At 44.7% G+C, this 20278-nt stretch carries 19 protein-coding genes; 16 read left to right on the forward strand and 3 right to left on the reverse strand.

The annotated features are described in order from the left end of the window. The first annotated feature begins 48 nt into the window (after positions 1-48). Positions 49-1245 carry an amino acid aminotransferase gene (locus DYD54_RS00240; protein ID WP_063513272.1) on the forward strand — a complete coding sequence of 399 codons (1197 nt, stop codon included), beginning with the start codon at positions 49-51 and terminating at the stop codon, positions 1243-1245. 146 nt (positions 1246-1391) lie between these two features. Here DYD54_RS00240 and DYD54_RS00245 read toward each other — a convergent pair whose 3' ends face one another. Then, the gene (locus DYD54_RS00245) at positions 1392-2894 is read right to left on the reverse strand and encodes a leucyl aminopeptidase (RefSeq protein ID WP_063513273.1); all 1503 of its coding nucleotides are present in this window, start codon (positions 2892-2894) and stop codon (positions 1392-1394) included. Between the two features lie 254 nt (positions 2895-3148). On the opposite strand from DYD54_RS00245, the gene DYD54_RS00250 reads away from it, so the two are divergent. Together DYD54_RS00250 and lptG are read left to right on the forward strand one after the other, a co-directional pair. Further along, positions 3149-4375, forward strand: coding sequence for an LPS export ABC transporter permease LptF (locus DYD54_RS00250; RefSeq protein ID WP_228703566.1), 1227 nt, complete (start codon positions 3149-3151; stop codon positions 4373-4375). Further along, positions 4372-5463, forward strand: a complete 1092-nt coding sequence (gene lptG / locus DYD54_RS00255; RefSeq protein ID WP_063513275.1) for an LPS export ABC transporter permease LptG — start codon at positions 4372-4374, stop codon at positions 5461-5463. The genes DYD54_RS00250 and lptG overlap by 4 nt, the downstream gene beginning before the upstream one ends. Positions 5464-5516: 53 nt before the next feature. Here the strand turns inward: lptG and ompR are convergent, their stop codons facing one another. Beyond that, a complete protein-coding gene (ompR, locus tag DYD54_RS00260; protein WP_046695845.1) occupies positions 5517-6251 on the reverse strand; it encodes an osmolarity response regulator transcription factor OmpR in 735 nt (244 codons plus the stop codon). Between the two features lie 275 nt (positions 6252-6526). Between ompR and DYD54_RS00265 the strand changes: the two genes are divergently transcribed. Beyond that, a complete protein-coding gene (locus DYD54_RS00265) occupies positions 6527-8902 on the forward strand; it encodes a helix-hairpin-helix domain-containing protein (protein WP_063513276.1) in 2376 nt (791 codons plus the stop codon). A gap of 186 nt (positions 8903-9088) precedes the next feature. Here the strand turns inward: DYD54_RS00265 and gltA are convergent, their stop codons facing one another. Further along, positions 9089-10363: a citrate synthase gene (gltA, locus tag DYD54_RS00270; RefSeq protein WP_063513277.1), complete on the reverse strand. Its 1275-nt coding sequence runs from the start codon at positions 10361-10363 to the stop codon at positions 9089-9091. Between the two features lie 937 nt (positions 10364-11300). Between gltA and sdhC the strand changes: the two genes are divergently transcribed. From sdhC to DYD54_RS00335, 12 genes are all read left to right on the forward strand, one after another. Then, a complete protein-coding gene (sdhC, locus tag DYD54_RS00275) occupies positions 11301-11690 on the forward strand; it encodes a succinate dehydrogenase, cytochrome b556 subunit (RefSeq protein WP_084260541.1) in 390 nt (129 codons plus the stop codon). Further along, positions 11675-12046, forward strand: coding sequence for a succinate dehydrogenase, hydrophobic membrane anchor protein (sdhD, locus tag DYD54_RS00280; protein WP_256594017.1), 372 nt, complete (start codon positions 11675-11677; stop codon positions 12044-12046). Before sdhC ends, sdhD begins: the two co-directional genes overlap by 16 nt. Before the next feature lie 49 nt (positions 12047-12095). Continuing rightward, a complete protein-coding gene (gene sdhA, locus DYD54_RS00285) occupies positions 12096-13946 on the forward strand; it encodes a succinate dehydrogenase flavoprotein subunit (RefSeq protein ID WP_063513280.1) in 1851 nt (616 codons plus the stop codon). 72 nt (positions 13947-14018) lie between these two features. Beyond that, complete coding sequence (locus DYD54_RS00290; RefSeq protein ID WP_063513281.1) at positions 14019-14729, forward strand: succinate dehydrogenase iron-sulfur subunit; 711 nt, start codon at positions 14019-14021, stop codon at positions 14727-14729. Positions 14730-15052: 323 nt separating this feature from the next. Next, positions 15053-15406 carry a hypothetical protein gene (locus tag DYD54_RS00295; protein WP_063513282.1) on the forward strand — a complete coding sequence of 118 codons (354 nt, stop codon included), beginning with the start codon at positions 15053-15055 and terminating at the stop codon, positions 15404-15406. Between the two features lie 771 nt (positions 15407-16177). After that, positions 16178-16399 carry a hypothetical protein gene (locus DYD54_RS00300; protein ID WP_063513283.1) on the forward strand — a complete coding sequence of 74 codons (222 nt, stop codon included), beginning with the start codon at positions 16178-16180 and terminating at the stop codon, positions 16397-16399. Beyond that, positions 16384-16587 (forward strand): hypothetical protein, encoded by a 204-nt coding sequence (locus DYD54_RS00305; protein WP_063513284.1) that lies wholly within the window; start codon positions 16384-16386, stop codon positions 16585-16587. The genes DYD54_RS00300 and DYD54_RS00305 overlap by 16 nt, the downstream gene beginning before the upstream one ends. A gap of 74 nt (positions 16588-16661) precedes the next feature. Beyond that, positions 16662-16898, forward strand: a complete 237-nt coding sequence (locus tag DYD54_RS00310; RefSeq protein ID WP_063513285.1) for a hypothetical protein — start codon at positions 16662-16664, stop codon at positions 16896-16898. A gap of 617 nt (positions 16899-17515) precedes the next feature. Next, entirely contained in the window at positions 17516-17965 is a 450-nt protein-coding gene (locus DYD54_RS00315; RefSeq protein WP_063513286.1) for a hypothetical protein, read from the forward strand. A 9-nt stretch (positions 17966-17974) separates the two neighbouring features. Next, on the forward strand, positions 17975-18235 hold the full coding sequence (locus DYD54_RS00320) for a hypothetical protein (protein ID WP_063513287.1): 261 nt from the start codon (positions 17975-17977) through the stop codon (positions 18233-18235). A gap of 436 nt (positions 18236-18671) precedes the next feature. Beyond that, positions 18672-19139 carry a hypothetical protein gene (locus DYD54_RS00325; protein ID WP_063513288.1) on the forward strand — a complete coding sequence of 156 codons (468 nt, stop codon included), beginning with the start codon at positions 18672-18674 and terminating at the stop codon, positions 19137-19139. Positions 19140-19580: 441 nt separating this feature from the next. Next, on the forward strand, positions 19581-20057 hold the full coding sequence (locus tag DYD54_RS00335) for a hypothetical protein (RefSeq protein ID WP_063513290.1): 477 nt from the start codon (positions 19581-19583) through the stop codon (positions 20055-20057). The last annotated feature ends 221 nt before the right edge of the window (positions 20058-20278 follow it).

Genomic DNA, 20278 nt, shown 5'->3' on the forward strand with positions numbered 1-20278 from the left:
ATACTGTCTTTGTTTTTAACGGCCTTTACTAACCTAAGGAAAATTGCCATGTTTAATCATGTTGAACACTATGCGGGCGACCCGATTTTAGGGTTGATGGATAAATTTGCGAACGACCCACGCACCGACATTAAGGTGAACCTGGGTGTTGGCGTGTACTACACCGAGGATGGCAAATTGCCTGTGCTTGAGTGTGTAAAAACGGCTGAAGCTCAGATCGCCAACCCACCACGCCCACGTGGTTACCTGCCGATGGATGGTCTGGCCGGCTACAAAAAAGCATGCCAAGATCTATTGTTCGGCAAAGACAGCCAAATCGTCAAAGATGAACGTGTCGCCACCATCGCAACTTTAGGCGGCTCTGGTGCACTAAAAGTGGGTGCAGACTTCATTCATGAATGGTTCCCAAGTGCCAAATGCTACGTGTCAAACCCAACATGGGCGAACCACATCGGTATCTTTGAAGGTGCTGGCATCGAAGTGGCAAAATACCCATATTATGATGCCCAGACGATCGGTGTAAAATTCGATGAAATGTGCGAATTCTTCAAAGGTCTAAACGAAAATGACGTGGTGCTACTGCACCCATGCTGCCACAACCCAACCGGTGTGGATCTGACCAATGATCAATGGGATGTGGTGCTTGATATTGTCAAAGACAAAAAGCTCATCGCGTTCATGGACATCGCCTATCAAGGCTTTGGCGAAGATATGGAAGGCGACGCGTACGCCATCCGCCGCGCTGTGGACATGGGCTTGCCGATCTTTGTATCAAACTCATTCTCAAAAAACCTATCGCTATACGGTGAGCGCGTTGGTGGTCTGTCGGTGGTTGCACCATCAAAAGAAGAAGCCGACCGCGTACAAGGTCAATTAAAATTCACCGTGCGCCGTATCTACTCAAGCCCACCATCACATGGCAACAACGTCGTGGACATCGTGATGAACGATGAAGCGCTGTTCGAGCAGTGGGTTGGTGAGGTGTATGAGATGCGTGACCGCATCCGTGAAATGCGCCAAAAACTACAAGATGCCCTAACCGCCAAGCTGCCAGAGCGTGACTTTAGCTACTTCACTAAGCAGCGTGGCATGTTCAGCTTCACCGGTCTGACTGCTGAGCAAGTCGTGCGTCTGCGTGATGAATTCGCGGTGTACATGGTTGAAAATGGCCGCATGTGCATCGCTGGCCTGAACAACAAGAACGTTGAATATGTTGCCAATGCAATGGCAGAAGTTCTAAAATAAGTCTAAATTAGCACAACAAAAAAGCCGCTTATGATTAAGCGGCTTTTTTATCGCTCATCGTTAATTTGCCATAGCGGCAATCAGCGATTAGCTTGTCATTAAATAAAGAAAACACCCACATCATATGGGCGTTTTCTTTGGGTGGTTTATTGATTTTCTTGAGATTTTAGGAATTGCACCAACATTGGCACAGGGCGACCTGTTGCGCCTTTACTTGCACCGCTAAGCGACGCAGTGCCTGCGATGTCAAGGTGCGCCCATGCTTGACCTTCTTTGATGAAGTGCTGCAAGAAGCATGCTGCAGTGATAGAGCCGCCTTCGCGCCCGCCGATGTTCTGCAGGTCGGCGAAGTTTGATTTTAGTTGGCTTGCGTATTCATCATCAAGTGGCATCTGCCACAGTAGGTCGCCTGTATGTTCGCCAGCTGATTCTAGGGCGAATAGCGTATCTTCATCGTTACTGTACACGGCTGAACGCACGCTACCTAGGGCGATGACGCACGCGCCTGTTAGGGTTGCTGCATCCACGATGGTACGCGGCTTGTAGTTATCCTGAACATAGCACAAAGCGTCGCACAGCACCAAGCGACCTTCGGCATCGGTATTTAGGATCTCGACGCTCGTGCCATCCATCGCGGTTACGATGTCGCCTGGGCGGGTGGCTTTGCCTGATGGCATGTTCTCTGCGCAGGCGAGCACTGTTACTAGATCAATCTCAAGGCCTGCTTCGCATACTGCCTTAGTAGTGCCCAACATGGCAGCAGCGCCTCCCATGTCGAATTTCATCTCGTCCATGCCAGCGCCAGGTTTTAGCGAGATGCCACCTGTATCGAAGGTGATGCCTTTACCGACCAGAGCGATCGGGTTGTCCAGCTTGGCTTTTTTGCTGCCTTTTTTGTTCTTGCCGTAGTATTCGATGACCACCAATTGACCTTCTGCGTCGGAGCCTTGGGATACTGACATGAAGCAGCCCATGCCCAGCTTGGTCATTTCTTTTTCGCCTAGGATGGTTACTTTGACTTTATCGCCGTATTCTTTGGCAAGCTTTTTGGCTTCTTTGGCAAGCGCCACTGGATTTAGATTGTTTGGTGCCTCATTTGCCAAATCACGGGCGAAGCTTTGACCTGCGAATGTGGCTTTGGTCAGATCAAGTGCTGCCCGATAGTCGTCTTGGCTGTCTTTGTTGTTGATGAAGCTTAGGACAGCCAATTTGTCGGCATCTGCTTTTTTGGCAAAATAACGATCGAAGCGATAACTGGCTGCCAATAAAGACAGCGCAAATTGTGAGAAGTGTTTTTGGCAAATCACATCGCCCCAAACGATGGCGGCTGATTTATGGTTTTTGATGGTTTTGTAGGTTGCCGTGCCAAGCTTTTGGATGTTTTTGGCAAGTTTGTCTAATTTGCCTGCGCCAATGATAGTGATGCCTACGCCATCATCTGATAAGGCGTAATCGCTCACCACCTCACACAGCTCACCCTTGAACCCTGATTTTTTGATAAGGTTTTCTGCGCGGGCGGTGTGTTCGCTTTGGGTGTTGCCAAGAAGCTTGCCTTCATTGTCAGCGAAGAATACCAGCTGCGGTAGAGGATTGGATTTGGTGGCTTTTTTTAGGGTGAGTTCTGAATGAACCGATAATTGAATTGACATGATCTTTCCTTGTGAGTTTTGTTGATGAATAAATAATGGTGTAAGCGGGCTTACGACAAGATTAGTTTAGCATATTTGCCATGCTTAATACATAGTGCGCAATGACAAAAAAGCGAGCCAAAACTACCAAAATCGCCTAAACATTTTGTTTAAAAATTTATTCAAAAAAGCTCAAAATCCTCGCATCATCGCTAATCTTCGCCATGCTTTTTTGATATAATGAGAGGTTAATTTTCCTGGTTTTGGATGACGTCTTGATTTTACGCCGCTATATGATACGCGAGGTTGCTACGACCACAGCCCTGGTACTTGGGTTCTTGGTGGTGATGCTGCTTGGCGGGCGTTTGATTCGCTATTTTGGCGTGGCGGCAGAGGGTGGGCTGGATGTGGGCGTGCTATTTACGCTCATCGGCTATAACCTGCCTTATTTTTTGGAGCTGATTTTTCCGCTGTCGTTTTTTATTGGGTTGATGCTTGTTTTTGGTCGGCTGTATGCTGATCATGAGATGGCGGTACTAAACGCCAGCGGTATCAGTCGTGGGCGCGTGTCTCGGCTGCTCATACCGCTTGTGTTGGTGGCTTTTTTGGCTCAAGGATTCATCACGCTCGTCGCTAAACCATGGGGCGTGGCGAAGGCAGCGAACATCTGGCAGGAGCAATCAGTTCTCGAGATCTTTGACGTCATTACCCCAAGAAAATTCATCAGCAGTGGCGAATACCACCTCTATGTCGGTGAGATTGGCGAGAACCGCGAGTATCTACAGGATGTCATCGTCATCCAAATGGCGAAAAACCCTGACCCTAGAAATGCCGCCAGCATGAGCGATATCGCCCATCAAGATGACCAAGCGGACAATGCCCAAAAAGCACAAGAAATCGCCACCAGAATCCCCCAAGAACTCATCTCTGAAAAAGACACCATCATCTTTGCTAAGTCTGCGACCCAAGTGGACAGTGATGATGGGGTAATACGGCTCGATCTGCATCAGGGGCGGCGCTATGAAGTTGATGCCACCAGTAAGAAATACAGCCAGATTGGATTTGAGCGATATCGCATCAGTCTGGCAGCCAGCAGCAACGAAGACCTAAAACCCTTAAAGATCGAAGGTTGGCGGACTCAGGATTTGTTTGCAAACATGAATACGACCAATCAAACTCCAAGTTCCCAAGAGATTCATGCCGAGCTTGGTTATCGATTCAGCTTGCCATGGCTGATCTTGATTGCGGCGATTTTGGCAGCACCATTGGCCCAAGTGAAGCCGCGCCAAGGCAGATGGTTAAAGCTTATCCCTGCGTTATTTATCTTCGTGGCGAATGTGCTGATTTTGATTTCCCTGAAGGAAAGCATCGCTAAGGGCAGGGTTGGAGATTGGGCGTATCCTGTGGTTCTTGCGGTACTGTTTGCGGTGGCGATATACATCAATTATCATGAACGCATGATGGCAAAACGGCGTCTAAATCGTCAAGGAGGCGCGGCATGAAGTCACATATTTTAGCCAAATATGTCATCCGAGCGGCATTCTTGGCGATGCTTGGTGCGGTGCTTGGGTTATGGTTGTTGCAGCTGATTTTTGCTTATTTAAATGAGCTTGAGGATCTAAACGACACTTATACGGTGATGGATGCGCTCAAATTCATCCTGTATCGTTCGCCGTATTTCTTGGTGCAGTTCATTCCAACCGGCGCGCTGCTTGGTGCGGTGGTAGGCTTGGGATTATTGGCGGGCAACAGCGAGCTGGTGAGTATGCAAGCGTCGGGCGTGAGCAAATACCGCATCATCAGCTGGGCGATGATCCCCGCCAGCTTGTTCGTGGTGTTGTCGCTTGCGGTGAATCAATACGTACTACCCATCACCAACCAAAAAGCTGAAGCCATTAATACGCGCACCCCTGAGACCAAGCTCGTGTCCGTGAATGGCTACTGGTCGGTGAATGAGCATGATGGTGGGCAAGACATCGTCCATATCAGCTATGCCGACAGCGATGGAGTGCTTGGCGAGACCAAGCGTTATACGCTAGATCAAAGCAGCAACCTAACAGGGGCGATGCGCGCATCGTCAGGCGTGTATGATGCCAAGAGCAGTGATGATCGCTATTCGTGGCAGCTGTCAGACATCGATGTGGTAAATATTAATGCATCAGGCGTAAGCCGTACCCATGAGAATGCCAAGATTCTGACACTACCCATTGCGCCTACCGATGTGCATCTATTGACCCGTGAGCCTGAGGACATGTCGCTGACTGACCTGTATGCCCATGGCCAGCTCATGAATCATCAAGGTTCATCATCAGCACGTCATGAGTTAAAATTCTGGCAAAAGCTGCTATCACCTTTTGCGGTGCTGTCCTTGGTATTGGTGGCATCGTCATTCGTATTTGGATCGCTGCGCTCCCAAGGTCTGGGGCTTCGCATTGTGTTGGCGTTATTGACAGGGCTTTTGTTTAGTTATCTGACTGATCTGACCGGCTTTATTGCCTTGGCTGCTAATTGGTCGCCATTTGTCATGGCGCTGTTACCCATCATCATCAGTGCGCTGGCAGGCGTCTATCTACTACAAAAACGGCAATAATAGAATAAATAAAAAGCAGGTAATAACCTGCTTTTTTATGTGAAGCCGATTAATTAGCTCTCCGCACCGTCTGGAACGAACACATAGCCCACGCCCCATACGGTTTGGATGTAGCGTGCTTGAGATGGGTTATCTTCAATCAGGCGGCGCAGGCGAGAGACCTGCACATCAATCGAGCGCTCCATCGCACCCCATTCACGACCGCGGGCCAGATTCATGAGCTTGTCGCGAGTTAGCGGCTCTCTTGGGTGCTGTACTAATGCTTTTAATACGCTAAATTCGCCAGTGGTTAGCGTGACGACATTACCGTCGCGTTTCAAGGTGCGCGTTGATAGATCAAGTGTCCAAGGCCCAAATTCAACCACTTCCATCTGCTGTGATGGGGCGCCTGGAAGCTCACGGTTTTGGCGGCGTAGGACTGCTTTAATACGAGCCAACAGCTCTTTTGGGTTAAATGGCTTAGGCAGATAGTCATCCGCTCCTGCTTCTAGGCCTGCGATGCGGTCAGCATCAGAACCTTTGGCGGTCAGCATGATGATAGGAATGTCAGAATTTTCGGTGCGTAGGCGCTTGCAGATGCTGATGCCATCTTCGTCAGGCAGCATCAAATCAAGCACGATCAAAGAGAAGATCTCGCGCGCAATCAGCTTATCCATCTGCTTGCCATCATGCGCCACTCGCACGACGAAGCCATCATCTTCTAGGAATCTTTGTAATAAGGTGCGCAGACGTACGTCATCGTCCACAACCAAAATGCGATGGGCAATATTTTCGTTAGTTTCTGTCATGGTTTATCCTTAGGTGATTACCACTGATTATTATTGTTAGTGTACAACATTGCACAAAAAAATGTAACAAATTTTTGGCAACTTTGCAAAATTTTTCAACCTCTCACCCTTATCATACCATGCCCGCGCCATGAATAAAGCAAAATTTGCAAACGATAACAAATTTTAACTCAATTTCGCCGCTGGGATGAATTTTGCGGTTTTTATGGCTTGGCGACTATGATAAAATGATGACTATTTTAAGTTCCCATTTTGGATTTTTAAAGAACAAGCCTATGACAGACATCGTCCAAACCCCGATCGATCATGCCGCCATCTATGACAAACTTGCCAAAGAGCACGGTGTAAAGCCAAGTCAAGTGGCGGCATTTGCTGAGTTATTTGATGAGGGTGCGAGCGTGCCATTCATCGCTCGTTACCGTAAGGAGCAGACAGGCGGTCTGGATGATGCCTTGCTGCGCGCATTGGAAAAAGGCCTGGTGCTACAGCGTGATTTGGCAGCCAGACGCATTAAGGTTATTGAGCTTTTGACCGCTCAGAATGCACTGACTGATGAGCTCGTTACTCGCATTGAGGCAGCGAATACTAAGCTTGAATTAGAAGAGATCTATCAGCCTTATCGTCCGCGTCGTCGTTCGGTGGCTGCCCGCGCCAGACTGGCAGGACTTGAACCTATTGCACAAGACATCCTGGTGGGTGCAACACCTAGCGAGGCTTTGGAAGGATTTAGCTGCCCTGAGACTCTGACTGATGAGACCGGCGAGACCTTTGAAGCTGACTTTAAAGACTTTGATAAGCAGTTGGCAGGCGTACAGGCGATTATCTTAGATACTTGGGCGCAGTCTTTGGATCTGCTTGATGAAGTGCGACTTGGTTTTAATAAGACGGCCAGCATTCGCTCGGAGCTTGTCGGTGAAGAAAAGCGAGAGGCAGGCGAGAAATTTAAAGATTATTTTGAGCACAGCGAACCATTTGCCAAGCTGTCGAACCATCGTCTGCTTGCCATGCTGCGCGGTCGTCAGCAGAATGTGCTGGTGCTACACGTTGATGGCGAAGATGAGCCATTTGTCCAAAAAATCAAAAGCCACTTCGGTGTTGATCAGTCAGCGGTCAACGGCGCATTTTTGGCAGATACGGCCGATAAGCTTTGGCATGCCAAGTGGCGCAGCCAAATCGAGCACCGCCTATTAACCGAGCGCCGTGTGGCCGCAGAGACCGATGCGATTGGTGTGTTCGCCGAGAATCTAAAGCATCTACTGATGACAGCGCCAGCAGGGCGTAAGGTGATTTTGGGCGTGGATCCAGGCATCCGTCACGGTGTGAAGATGGCGGTGATCGATGCCACAGGCGATGTGCTCGCCACCGACACAGCTTATCCATTCGAACCTTATAATAAAGTCGATGAAGCGCGCAAGATGATCGCAGGTCTGATCAGATCGCATGGCGTGGAGCTGGTCGCCATTGGCAACGGCACTGCAAGCCGCGAGAGCGAAAGTCTGATAAAATCCATCATCGATGATGAGAAACTGTCCGTCAAAGCGTTGGTTATCTCTGAGGCAGGTGCGTCTGTATATTCGGCAAGCCAGATTGCCAGCAATGAACTGCCTGACCTTGATGTGTCCGTTCGCGGCGCCGTATCGATCGCTCGCCGTCTTCAAGATCCGCTGTCTGAGTTGGTAAAAGTTGAGCCAAAGGCGATCGGTGTTGGGCAATATCAGCATGACGTCAACCAAACCGAACTAGAATCTAGCCTTGATAAGGTAACCGAAGACTGCGTGAACGCTGTGGGCGTGGATGTGAACACAGCAAGTCCTGCCATTTTGGCGCACATCGCAGGTCTAAATAAAAATGTTGCACAGCAGATTGTTGATTATCGTCGTACCAATGGCGCCTTCAAAAACCGTGAAGAGCTAAAAGCCGTACCGCGTCTGGGTGTGAAGACCTTTGAACAGGCGGCAGGTTTCTTGCGCATCAAGGATGGCACGGAGCCATTGGATGCTACCGGCGTCCACCCAGAGAGTTATGGACTGGTGTATGAGATTTTACGTAAAGCGGATAAATCATTAACAGACGTACTAGGTAATGAGGCGGTCGCTAAATCGCTCAATGACAGCGCTGATAATTTTAGCCAACTTGCAACCGTCGTCGCTGAGCTTGCCAAGCCTGCACACGATCCACGCGGAGAATTTAAGACGGCGAAGTTCCGCGATGATGTCAATTCTATCAAGGATCTGACGGTGGGCATGGTGCTAGAAGGCGTGGTGACGAACGTGACTGCCTTTGGCTGCTTTGTCGATGTTGGCGTACATCAAGACGGCCTAGTTCATATCTCAGAGCTGTCCGATGGCTTCGTGGACAATCCTGCGGCTGTCGTTAAGCCTCAGGACATCGTCTCGGTGCGAGTAATCTCAGTTGATGAGGCTCGTGGCCGTATAGGTTTTAGTATGAAATCAGAAGTTGCCAAGGCGGACAAAAAAGCCGATAAGCCAAAAGAAAAAGAAGATCGTAAGCCTCGCACATCAGACAAAAAAGCGGATAAGACCAAAGATCGGCGCAGCGAGCGTCGCCGTTCTGATAAATCAGACAAACCAAAAGCTCAAGACAATAAAGTCGGCAGCTTAGGCGCATTATTAAAGCAAGCAGGTCTATAACTGATAAGATAAAACCACAATAAGCCATCAGACGATTCCGGTGGCTTATTTTATAGGTCTTTAAAATTGATACTGGTGCCATCTGCAAGCGGGCTTAACCAGAGTAGATATTTGGTGTTGCCGACTTGAATTGACAAATCAAAAAAAATCCCCCCGAATTTCGGAGGATTTTTAGTAGATGGAAGATTATTTACGATCTTCGATCTTAACGAATTCACGATGCTTCTCACCAATGTAACGCTGACGAGGACGACCAATTTTGAATGCTTCTGAGTGCATTTCAGTCCAGTGTGCAATCCAGCCAGCAGTACGCGCTAGTGCGAAGATTACTGTGAACATAGACGTTGGGATACCGATGGCTTTTAGGATGATGCCAGAGTAGAAGTCTACGTTTGGATATAGCTTACGATCGATGAAGTATTGATCAGACAAAGCGATTTTCTCTAGTTCCATCGCCAGTTGTAGCTTAGGATCGTTCACGCCTAGTGCGCCCAATACCTCGTCACAAGTTTCTTTCATCACTTTGGCACGTGGGTCAAAGTTCTTATAGACACGGTGACCGAAGCCCATTAGCTTAGCTTCTTTAGTCTTAACTTTTTCCATGAATGGCGCAACGTTTTCGATTGAGCCGATTTCATCTAGCATGGTAAGAACTGCTTCGTTCGCACCGCCGTGTGATGGTCCCCATAGAGCAGCGATACCTGATGCGATACACGCATATGGGTTAGCACCGGTAGAACCAGCAAGACGCACGGTAGAAGTTGATGCGTTTTGTTCGTGGTCGGCGTGTAGGGTGAAGATTTTGTCCATTGCTTTAACAAGCACAGGATTTGGCTTGTAATCTACATCGCCTGGGGTTGCGAACATCATGTATAGGAAGTTTTCAGCATAGCTGAAGTCTTTACGTGGATACAGGAACGGTTCGCCGATTGAGTATTTGTAGCTCATCGCTGCTAAAGTTGGAACTTTAGCGATCAAGTCTACCGCAGTGTCATCACGGTGTGCTGCATCAGAGATGTCTAGGTGGTTGTGATAGAATGCAGATAGCGCACCAACCACACCGATCATGATTGCCATTGGGTGAGCGTCACGACGGAAGCCTTCGAAGAACTTACGCAGTTGATCGTGTACCGCCATGTGGTCATTGATGCGCGCGTAGAATTTTTCTTTTTGTTCAGTGGTCGGTAGGTCGCCGTATAGTAGCGCGTAGCAGACTTCTAGGTAGTCAGCGTTGTCTGCCAAATCATCGATGGCATAACCACGATGTAGTAGCTCGCCTTTGTCACCGTCGATATAAGTTAGTGCTGATTCAACAGGTGCAGTTGCCATGAAGCCTGGATCATAAGTCCAAAACCCTGCTTTAGCCACGGCGCTCACGTCCAAAACTGGGCGACCAAGCGTGCTTTCTAGCACTGGCATTTCGTATTCTGTGCCGTCAACGACGAGTTTTACATTTGACATAATAGATCTCCTTTGGGTTGGTTGCGTCCTTGAACTGTATTCATACCGTGGGTGATTGACTATTTTCCCTCACAGACTGACCGGTCCTACAAATACAGAATATCAGACGAGTGTCATCGCATCTATGCTAAGCCTTTAAGCATGGACGCGGCATCCTTGTTTCGCTTTATAAAGGTGCACAAACTTAAACAGCGCACACGATTTGGGTTTGATGATAATACAAAAACTTTCACCAACTTACAAGCCTAAATTAAGAAATATTTATCAAAAAATCATTTTAGCGTGATTTGATAAATAAGATTAAGCCGTCAGCGAAAACAGTTGTGCATTAAAACGCAACTATGATTGTAGGGATAATTCACGAACTTGACAAGCTATTTTGGGCTGATGACATTATTTGTAACAATATAAATGTGTACTTTGATAAGTTAAGGATTTGTATAAATATAAGTTTGTTGCTTTTATAACCATAATTATAACCATAATTTTGTTTAGGTTGAGCTTTGTGCATGTTTTACCATGATATTGCGATTATTTTTTATTGGTTACAAAAAATTGCCCCTATTTTTACATAAAATGGGGAAATTTATTTGTAAAATTCTCCTAAGCGTTTTATAATTCCGATATTTACCAAACCGCTTTTATAAATGATAATCACTTGCACTGCAAGGCTTTGGGCGATATTGGCTGTTCTTATTTGCCCAAATTAAAGAAACTCATCTATAAAAGTTTATTTTTTGATGGTGTTCGCTGTGTTAGAGTGTCAAAAACTCTCAAAACGCAGATTTGTTTTGCCTTATTAAATACAATCATTAAAAAGTTTAATTGTAAATCGAACTTTTTAGGGATTTAATAACCCAAAGTAAATGTGCGCCAGGGCAACTGACATACCCTTCAGCCAGCTCTCCTTGCCCTTTTCGGCGTAAATTAGATAAGGATGCCCGCTGTGAAAAGCAACCGACCGATTAACTTACCTCTAAGCCAAGTGATTGCGGTGAACTCAAAGTCGCCAATTGCCATGGCTTCTATTTTGCACCGTGTTTCTGGCATTGTGCTATTTTTACTTGTTCCTGTGATGTTGTGCATTCTGCAGACGTCACTGTCATCACCTGAAGGCTTTGCTTCTGTGTTTGACAATGTATTGCTTCGTTTCGTGGCTTGGATTTTTGTGGCGGCGACAGCGTACCACTTCGTGATGGGTATCAAGCACTTGTTTGCTGACCTTGGCATGAATGAAGAATTTAAGTCTGGTAAGACTGCTGCTGTTATTAGCTTTGTGATTGCGGCGATCTTGATTGTGGCTTCGTTTGTATGGGTGATGTTCTAATGGCTAGAAATAATTCAGGTGTTAAAAGCGCAACAGGTCTTACCGGTTCAGGTTCGCGCGATTGGATTTTGCAGCGTATCAGCGCAGTAGTTTTGGCAGTTTATGCTGTTGTTTTGATCGGATTTTTCTTGTTCAATCAAGTAGATTACAACGCGTGGCATGGTTTTATGATGAGCCTGCCAATGAAGCTGTTTAGCCTTGTGGCGATTTTGTCATTGGTGTTTCATGCGTGGGTTGGTATGTGGACAGTATTTACCGACTATGTTAAATCATCAGGTCTGCGCATCGTACTGCAAGCGGTGGTTATCATCGCTGTTTTGGTGTATCTGTTCTGGGGTGTGATGATTTTTTGGTAATTTACCATTCATCAACGTTTGACAAATTCATAAAATTCTAGGATTTAACATGGCATCAGCACAAGATAATACAATCAATAACATCCCCACGCTAAACTTTGACGCTGTCATCGTTGGTGGTGGTGGTTCTGGTATGCGTGCATCTTTGCAGCTTGTAGAAGGCGGCATGAAGGTGGCGGTACTGACCAAAGTTTTCCCAACTCGTTCGCACACTGTTGCTGCTCAAGGCGGTATTGGTGCGTCTTTGGGTAACATGAGTAATGACAACTGGCACTTCCACTTCTATGACACCGTAAAAGGTTCTGACTGGTTGGGTGACCAAGACGCAATCGAATATATGTGCCGCGAGGCACCAAAGGTTGTGTATGAGCTAGAGCACATGGGTATGCCATTCGACCGTAATGCAGACGGTACGATCTATCAGCGCCCATTCGGTGGTCACAGTGCTAACTACGGCGAAAAAGCTGTTCCACGTGCCTGTGCTGCAGCTGACCGTACAGGTCACGCGCTGCTACACACGCTATACCAAAAAAACCTTGAGAAAGGCACTCAATTCTTCGTTGAGTGGATCGCTCTTGACCTGATCAAAGATGCTGACGGTAACATCAACGGTGTGGTTGCGCTAGATCAAGAAACAGGCAACATCTCTGTATTCCAAGCTCAAACTACCGTACTAGCGACAGGTGGTGCAGGTCGTATCTTCCGCGCTTCTACCAACGCTTACATTAACACAGGTGATGGTCTGGGCATGGTTGTGCGTGCAGGTATCCCGCTACAAGACATGGAATTCTGGCAATTCCACCCAACAGGTGTGGCAGGCGCTGGCGTACTATTGACTGAAGGCTGTCGTGGTGAAGGTGCAATCCTTCGTAATAAGCACGGCGAAGCGTTCATGGAGCGTTATGCTCCAACTCTAAAAGACCTTGCGCCGCGTGACTTCGTATCACGTTCTATGGACCAAGAGATCAAAGAAGGTCGCGGCTGTGGTCCGAATGGCGACTACATTGTGATGGACATGACCCACTTAGGTCACGCCGAGATCATGAAGCGTCTGCCTTCTGTATTTGAGATCAGTCATAACTTTGCGAACGTTGACATCACCAAAGAGCCTGTTCCTGTTGTACCTACCATTCACTACATGATGGGCGGTATCCCAACCAACATCCACGGACAAGTAATTGTACCTGTTCTAGATGGTAACGTTGATGAACAAGGCCTATACACTGAAGGTCGCGTGATCAAAGGTCTGTATGCGATCGGTGAGTGTGCGTGTGTGTCTGTACACGGTGCGAACCGTCTAGGTACGAACTCACTACTTGACTTGGTGGTATTTGGCCGCGCAGCAGGTCAGCACATCCTTGATGAATTCGCGAAGTCTGACCGCGGTTACAAGCCACTAGACCCACGCGTACTTGACTACACTCAAGGTCGTCTTGATAAGCTACAAAACTCAACCGAAGGCTACAATGCCCAAGAAGTTGCTGATGAGATCCGTTCTATCATGCAATCACACGCAGGTGTATTCCGTACCCAAGCGTTGATGGACGAAGGCGTAGAGAGAATTCTAGCTCTGGCACCAAAAGTTGAGCAAATCCACCTAAAAGACAAATCAGCTGTCTTCAACACCGCACGTATCGAAGCGCTAGAAGTGGCGAACTTGTATGAAGTTGCTAAGGCGACCATGCTATCAGCTGCGCTACGTCACGAGTGCCGTGGTGCGCACAGCGTACTAGATTATGAGCGTCCTGCTGATGACGACTATGCACCGCTAGGACGTAATGACCACGAATGGATGAAGCACACGCTTTGGTACTCTGAAGGTAACCGTGTGATTTATAAGCCAGTTCGCAAGAAGCCACTAACTGTGGATTACTGTGAGCCACGCGTTCGTACGTTCTAATTTTTAATAATTAACAAAACGCTTGGGCAAAGCCAAACCGCCAGACGCCCAAGCCAATTGCGGAGAAAGACAATGAGTCGAGGCAAGCGCATTGTAGAGATTTATCGCTACGACCCAGACAAAGACAACGCCCCATACATGCAGACTTACGAAATCGAACTTCTAGATTCTGATCGTATGCTTCTTGATGTTCTGCTACGTCTTAAAAAAATCGACGAGACCATAACTTTCCGTCGCAGCTGCCGTGAGGGTATCTGTGGTTCTGATGGTATGAACATCAACGGTAAGAACGGTCTTGCATGTCTGATCAACATGAACACCCTACCAAATAAAATCGTCGTACGTCCACTACCTGGGCTACCAGTGATTAAAGATTTGGTGGTAGACATGAACCAATTCTACGCTCAGTATGAAAAAGTTCATCCGTTCTTGATCAACGATCAACCTGCACCACCAAAAGAGCGTTTACAATCACCAGAAGATCGTGAGAAACTAAACGGTCTATATGAATGTATTCTATGTGCATGCTGCTCAACCTCATGCCCATCATTCTGGTGGAATCCTGATAAGTTCCTAGGTCCATCGGCACTACTGAATGGCTATCGTTTCATCATTGACAGCCGTGACAGCGACACCCAAGCTCGTTTGGCACGTCTGGATGACCCATTTAGCCTGTTCCGTTGCCGTGGCATCATGAACTGTGTGTCTGTATGTCCTAAGGGTCTAAACCCAACTAAGGCAATCGGACACATCCGTAACATGCTGCTTGATGTGGCGGGCTGATTATCATTTGCCCAAAAGCCCTGCCATTTGGTGGGGTTTTTGTTGCTGATAGAGTTATTGATGGCAAGAGGTGTAAAATGCGCATTTGTCCAAAAAACCTTGATAAATCAAAAAAACATACTATGATACCACGCAAGTTAGCACAATCGTACTCTATCAAGTCTTGCTGATGGATAAGACTTGTATTTTTATGTTAAGGGAAATCTTATGAAAAAATTCTCAATCCTTGCCTGACTGCAACCATTGCCATTACTCCTGCTCTTGCAGAAGTAAACTCTTATGCCACACCAAGCGTTACACAATCTACCGTTTCACTTGATGTTATGGATACATCAGCCACCACTTCACAAGCGGATTTGTCTTTCGCTTTTGATGATGTAGAAAACTTACAAGCTGTTGCCATGACAGATAAGGAGATGGTAGAGACGGAGGGGGCTTGGGCGAATTTTGCTATTGGTGCAGGCATTGGAGCTGTTGGTGGTCATTTTAGCTACATGTCTGGTGCTATCGCTAACGACAGTTATAATTGGAAAGCTCATGCAACTGCCGTCGGGGTTGGTGCAGCTTCTGGTTTATTAAATCCCGTGTCAAAAGCAACTCATTTAATCAATGGTATGAGAGGTGTGGCTGTTGCTACTGTTGGTTCTGGTGCGATAGGTTACGCAGGGCGTAAGTAAAACATATTGCTTTAATTTTATATGGTGGCAAGGTGTATCAAATGTATGATAAATTACCTTGCCATTGATTTTAAAGGATATGAGTTTTATGTTTGATGTGTTTCTTGCTTATATTGGATTTACTATTGGAATGATTATTGGTTGGCTTAAATTTTTGACAAGAGTGGTTAATAAAAATTATATATATAAAACATTCAATTTAATTTCATTATTTTTTTGTGACTGGTAGCTACTTTCCCTATAAGAAATTTATAGAAAACTTGCCTGATGGTTTGGCATTAAAACACTTATTATTTCTTGTGGTGTATTTTTTGTCAATATCTTTTGTCATGAATCTTATTATCAATTATTTTAAGCGGATAAAATAATTTTTTTTAATATTTGGTGTAATTTTAAGGATAATTATGAATTTTAAAAATTTACCATTTTCAACCCTAATCTTATTACTCCTCCTCGCCCACGCCGATCTCCCCTAACCGTTGATGATCTGTTGGCGGATAAAAACTGTTTAAACTCAACGTAAGCGCAGCTCATTTGGTGGAATAAGGGTAATGGGAGTTATAAAGTAGACTAATGATCTGTTATGAGACTGATAAAAATTTTTTATATAAAAAAATCAATACCAACGCTTGACAGGTACAAATGTATTAGTTAGTATCAGAAGTGATAACCAACACCAAGATGATAATCTCTCACCATCATCATCTCGGTGTGGTTATCGGCTATCAGTATCAGACTGATGGTTTTTCACAACGTTAATAAGGAAAACATATGAAAAAGTTTTCAATCCTAGCACTCAGTGCTACCGTAGCCATCGCCCCTGCATTTGCAGAGACTGGTGTTAATTATAACACACCGAGTGTAGAATTATCTACCCAAACCACTGATTTGTCTTTCGCTTTTGATGATGTAGAAAACTTACAAACTGTTGCCATGACAGATAAGGAGATGGCAGAGACGGAGGGGGTGGCAGGTCCTTGGGCGCTGTTATAGGCGGGGCAATTAGTGGTATTTCGGCAGCAACTGGCGGTAAAAATGCCAAACAAATTGCCGCAGCTACCGCAGTTGGTGCAGCATCTGGCTTTTATGGAGGTTGGGTTGGTCAAGTTGGTGGAAAAATCGGAACAGCTATTTTTGGAACAACTAGCGTGAGCTTGGGCGTTATATCTGGTAAATTCTAAGATCTAATCCCTCTTTATTTTTGGTAATTACCCCAACAGGGTTAATCTAAACCCTGTTGAAGGGGAGTTGTATCATGAATGTTGCCTTGATTTTGTTTTTTTCTATCGTCTTGATACCAAACTTATTAGCAAGTGGTAAGCGATTCTTATTATTGATATCTACTATTATGTTGGTAGGTTTTTTATATTATTATCACGTATTTTTGGTATATGACAAACATGCTTTAATTGCTGGTATTGACAGGGTAGTGATAGACTGCACTATGGCTGGTATTGGCGGTTACCTTTATTATTTTTTGCAAAAAAAGTAGTTTAGATATTTCTTTGGTAAATTTTATTATTTAATAACTTCTTAATGTTTTGGCAGAGTATGATAAAAAACCTTCTTATTGCACCTCCTATTATTTTTTTATTATTATATTTGGATTGCTAAATGAATTTAGTGCAAGATTGATTATAATGTCACTAGGTATTTTATTTATCAGCAGTCTTTTATACTTGGTATTGGATTGTTTTAAAATTTAGTAAGCTAATAACAAACCAAATGGGTTTATTTGTTATTTTTATAACACTACATACTATCTCACATAAAAAATCATTTAGACCTTGCGGATTGTGCAAGCACATAACATTGCCAAAATAATCTTTATGACATGAGTATTGAGTTGCAAGGGAAATATAAATGAACTTTAAATGCCTAGTATCTATCGTACTTACTTTACCCCTTCTCGCCCACGCCTACCCCTAACGGTCGATGACTTATTGGCGGATAAAATAATAGGTTAAACAGTTTATGAAAAATGCATACTTATTTAAAAAACCCTTTGACAACGCAAAAAAATACTACAATACCACGCAAGTCAGCACAACTGTACTTTAACACCAAGTCTTGCTGACGGTTGAGACTTGTAATTTAAGGAAGAATATTGTGAAAAAACTCTCAATCCTAGCACTGACTGCCACTATCGCCACCGCCCCTGCATTTGCAGAAACAACTGTTTATCAAACTATACCAAGCACTACACCAAGTGTAGAATTATCTACTCAACCAATCCAAGCAACCGACCTATCTTTTGCTTTTGATGACACCCAAAACTTACAAGCTGTTGCTATGACTGATAGCCAGATGCAGGAGACGGAGGGGGCTAGATTTCCTAAATTTATTACAAATATTAGGGTGGACGGTCCAGATAAAGGGTTTCGACAACACTACAATGGAAGAATATTTCAGATAAGGTATGGCAGTACTCCGAAAACTAGAACACCTGTGTTTAGACTGGATCACCATGACAATCCTTCTCCAGCAAAGCTACATATGCATATCGCACCTGACATTCATGCACACAGACCTTGGAATGCTCCTTGGAAACGCTTTTAGGTAATGCAAATGCCATACACTTATTTAATCAATAGTTTGCGTGCTTATCTAGATGGTTGTATTGAAGGTCAGCTATTATTAGATATATGGAAAGATTGTCCGCCTGAACTTTCAAACATCTACTATCAGTTATTTCATTTGGTAAGTGATGAAGATGTTCGAAAAAAAGATAGTGATTATGCTAGTCATCAATTGGATTTGGTTGAAAATTTGATTGATTTATTAAAATCAAATGATGTAAGAAAACTACAAAACTTCAGTTTGATTTAGCATGAGATCCGCTCTGAATTGAGAGTTTTGTGTTTTATTAAAAATTCTTGATGATGTAAATGCAAATACCGCAATGCTTTAAAAACTAATATTATCAAATTACCAATGCAATATTAAACAATGTTGCATTGGTACTGAATTTTCAACACCGCAAAAGTTATGGATAAATATGAAAAAACATATAACACTCTTTTTATTGTTTTTATCTGTTACCGCCCACGCCGACCTACCCCTTACAGTAGAAGATATCTTGGCGGATAAAAGTTGCTGAATAATAAATACAGAACTAAAAGTAATGAATTGTTAACCAGTAAAAATCACAAAAGGTGTTTGACAAAGCAAAAAAATTACCATAATATCATGCAGGTACAGCACAACTGTACTTTAACACCAAGTCTTGCTGACGGTTGGGATTTGTAATTTAAGGAAGAATATTGTGAAAAAATTGTCAATCCTAGCACTTACTGCCACTATCGCCACCGCCCCTGTTTTTGCAGAAGTGACTCTTCATCAAACCACACTAAGTGTAGAATTATCCACTCAACCAACCCAAGCAACCGACCTATCGTTTGCTTTTGATGATGTGGAAAATCTACAAGCCATTGTCATGACCGATAAGGAGATGGCGGAGACGGAGGGGGCGGTGGCAAATTTTGCTATTGGTAGCATAATGGGGGGACTAGGCGGTCATTATGGCTACTTGGCAAGCTCTGTTGCTAGCGGCACGCACAATAAATATGCACACTTAGCTGCTATTACAACTGGAGCAGGAGCTGGTGCAATGAGTCCTGTTGTGGGAGCAACTGCTATGGTCAACGGCATGAGAGGGGTTGCTGTCGGTGCCGTAGTGGGTGGCGTTAACGGTTATGCTAGCACCCTTGGCACCACTCACAACATCCGCTAAACCAAATGATACAATAACCACACTGTCAACTATCGGCAGTATGTGTTATGCGACCAATACCAGTATGCTAACCATTTACATAATCGCCACTATTGGGTTATTTTTAGGTTGGGCAAGAAATATCCCCAAAATACAGCAAAATTTTTGGCTCGACAACATTTTGCTAGCATTAGCAATCACTATTCTTACATGGTGTTGTATAAACATCACTAAAATGTTAAACAACATGACGAGCGACAACTTGGCTTTTACTCATATTATTATCTACATTTTTTATATGATTGCTATGAATATAGTTTTTTGTTATGCAACCAAAAAAATATCAAAAAACCGATAACCAACACCAAGATGATAATCTCTCACCATCATCATCTTAGCATGGTTATCGGCTATCAGCATGAACTGATAGTTTTTTACAATCTCAAAACATAGGAAAATGTTATGAAAAAACTCTCAATCCTAGCACTAAGTGCTACCGTAGCCATCGCACCTGCATTTGCAGAGACGACTGCTTATTATAACACACCGAGTGTAGAATTATCTACCCAAACTGCTGATTTGTCTTTTGCGTTTGATGATGTAGAAAATCTGCAAACAAAAGAGATGACACTTACAGAAATTCAAGAGACGGAGGGGGCTTGGGTTGCCAATGCTGTTGGTGCAGGCTTTGGTGGTTTGACAGGGCATTTTGCTTATATGGGTAGTGTTGCCGCTAGCGGTCAATATAATTTTGGACATCATGTGGCTGCAGTTGGAACTGGGGCAGGATTAGGTTTTGTTAGTCCGGTTAGTGCAGCAGGAAGAGCAATTGCAATGAGTGCAGGAACTAAAATTGCTACCAATACTGCCATCAGCTTGGGCGGTCCAACAGCAGGCGTTGTTTTAGGCAACAGATTTAAAACATTAAATGTTAAATAATGGTCTTAAAACTCATACTGGATTTTTCAGTATGGGTTTTTGGTTGTTAGTTGAATGTTAATTTTAGATAAAGAAGTGTTCAATGTTTTTATATCTGTTGGTATCGTTGGTTGTTTCATTTTTTTATAGCGGTCTACTATTTCTCAATGACTATTTATCGAGTAAATCAGAGTCTAATTTCTTGTCGCCAATTGTTATGTCGTTAGTAGGAGTTATGTTTT

The organism is Moraxella ovis (assembly GCF_900453105.1).
In the GTDB taxonomy this organism is placed as follows: Bacteria; Pseudomonadota; Gammaproteobacteria; order Pseudomonadales; family Moraxellaceae; genus Moraxella; species Moraxella ovis.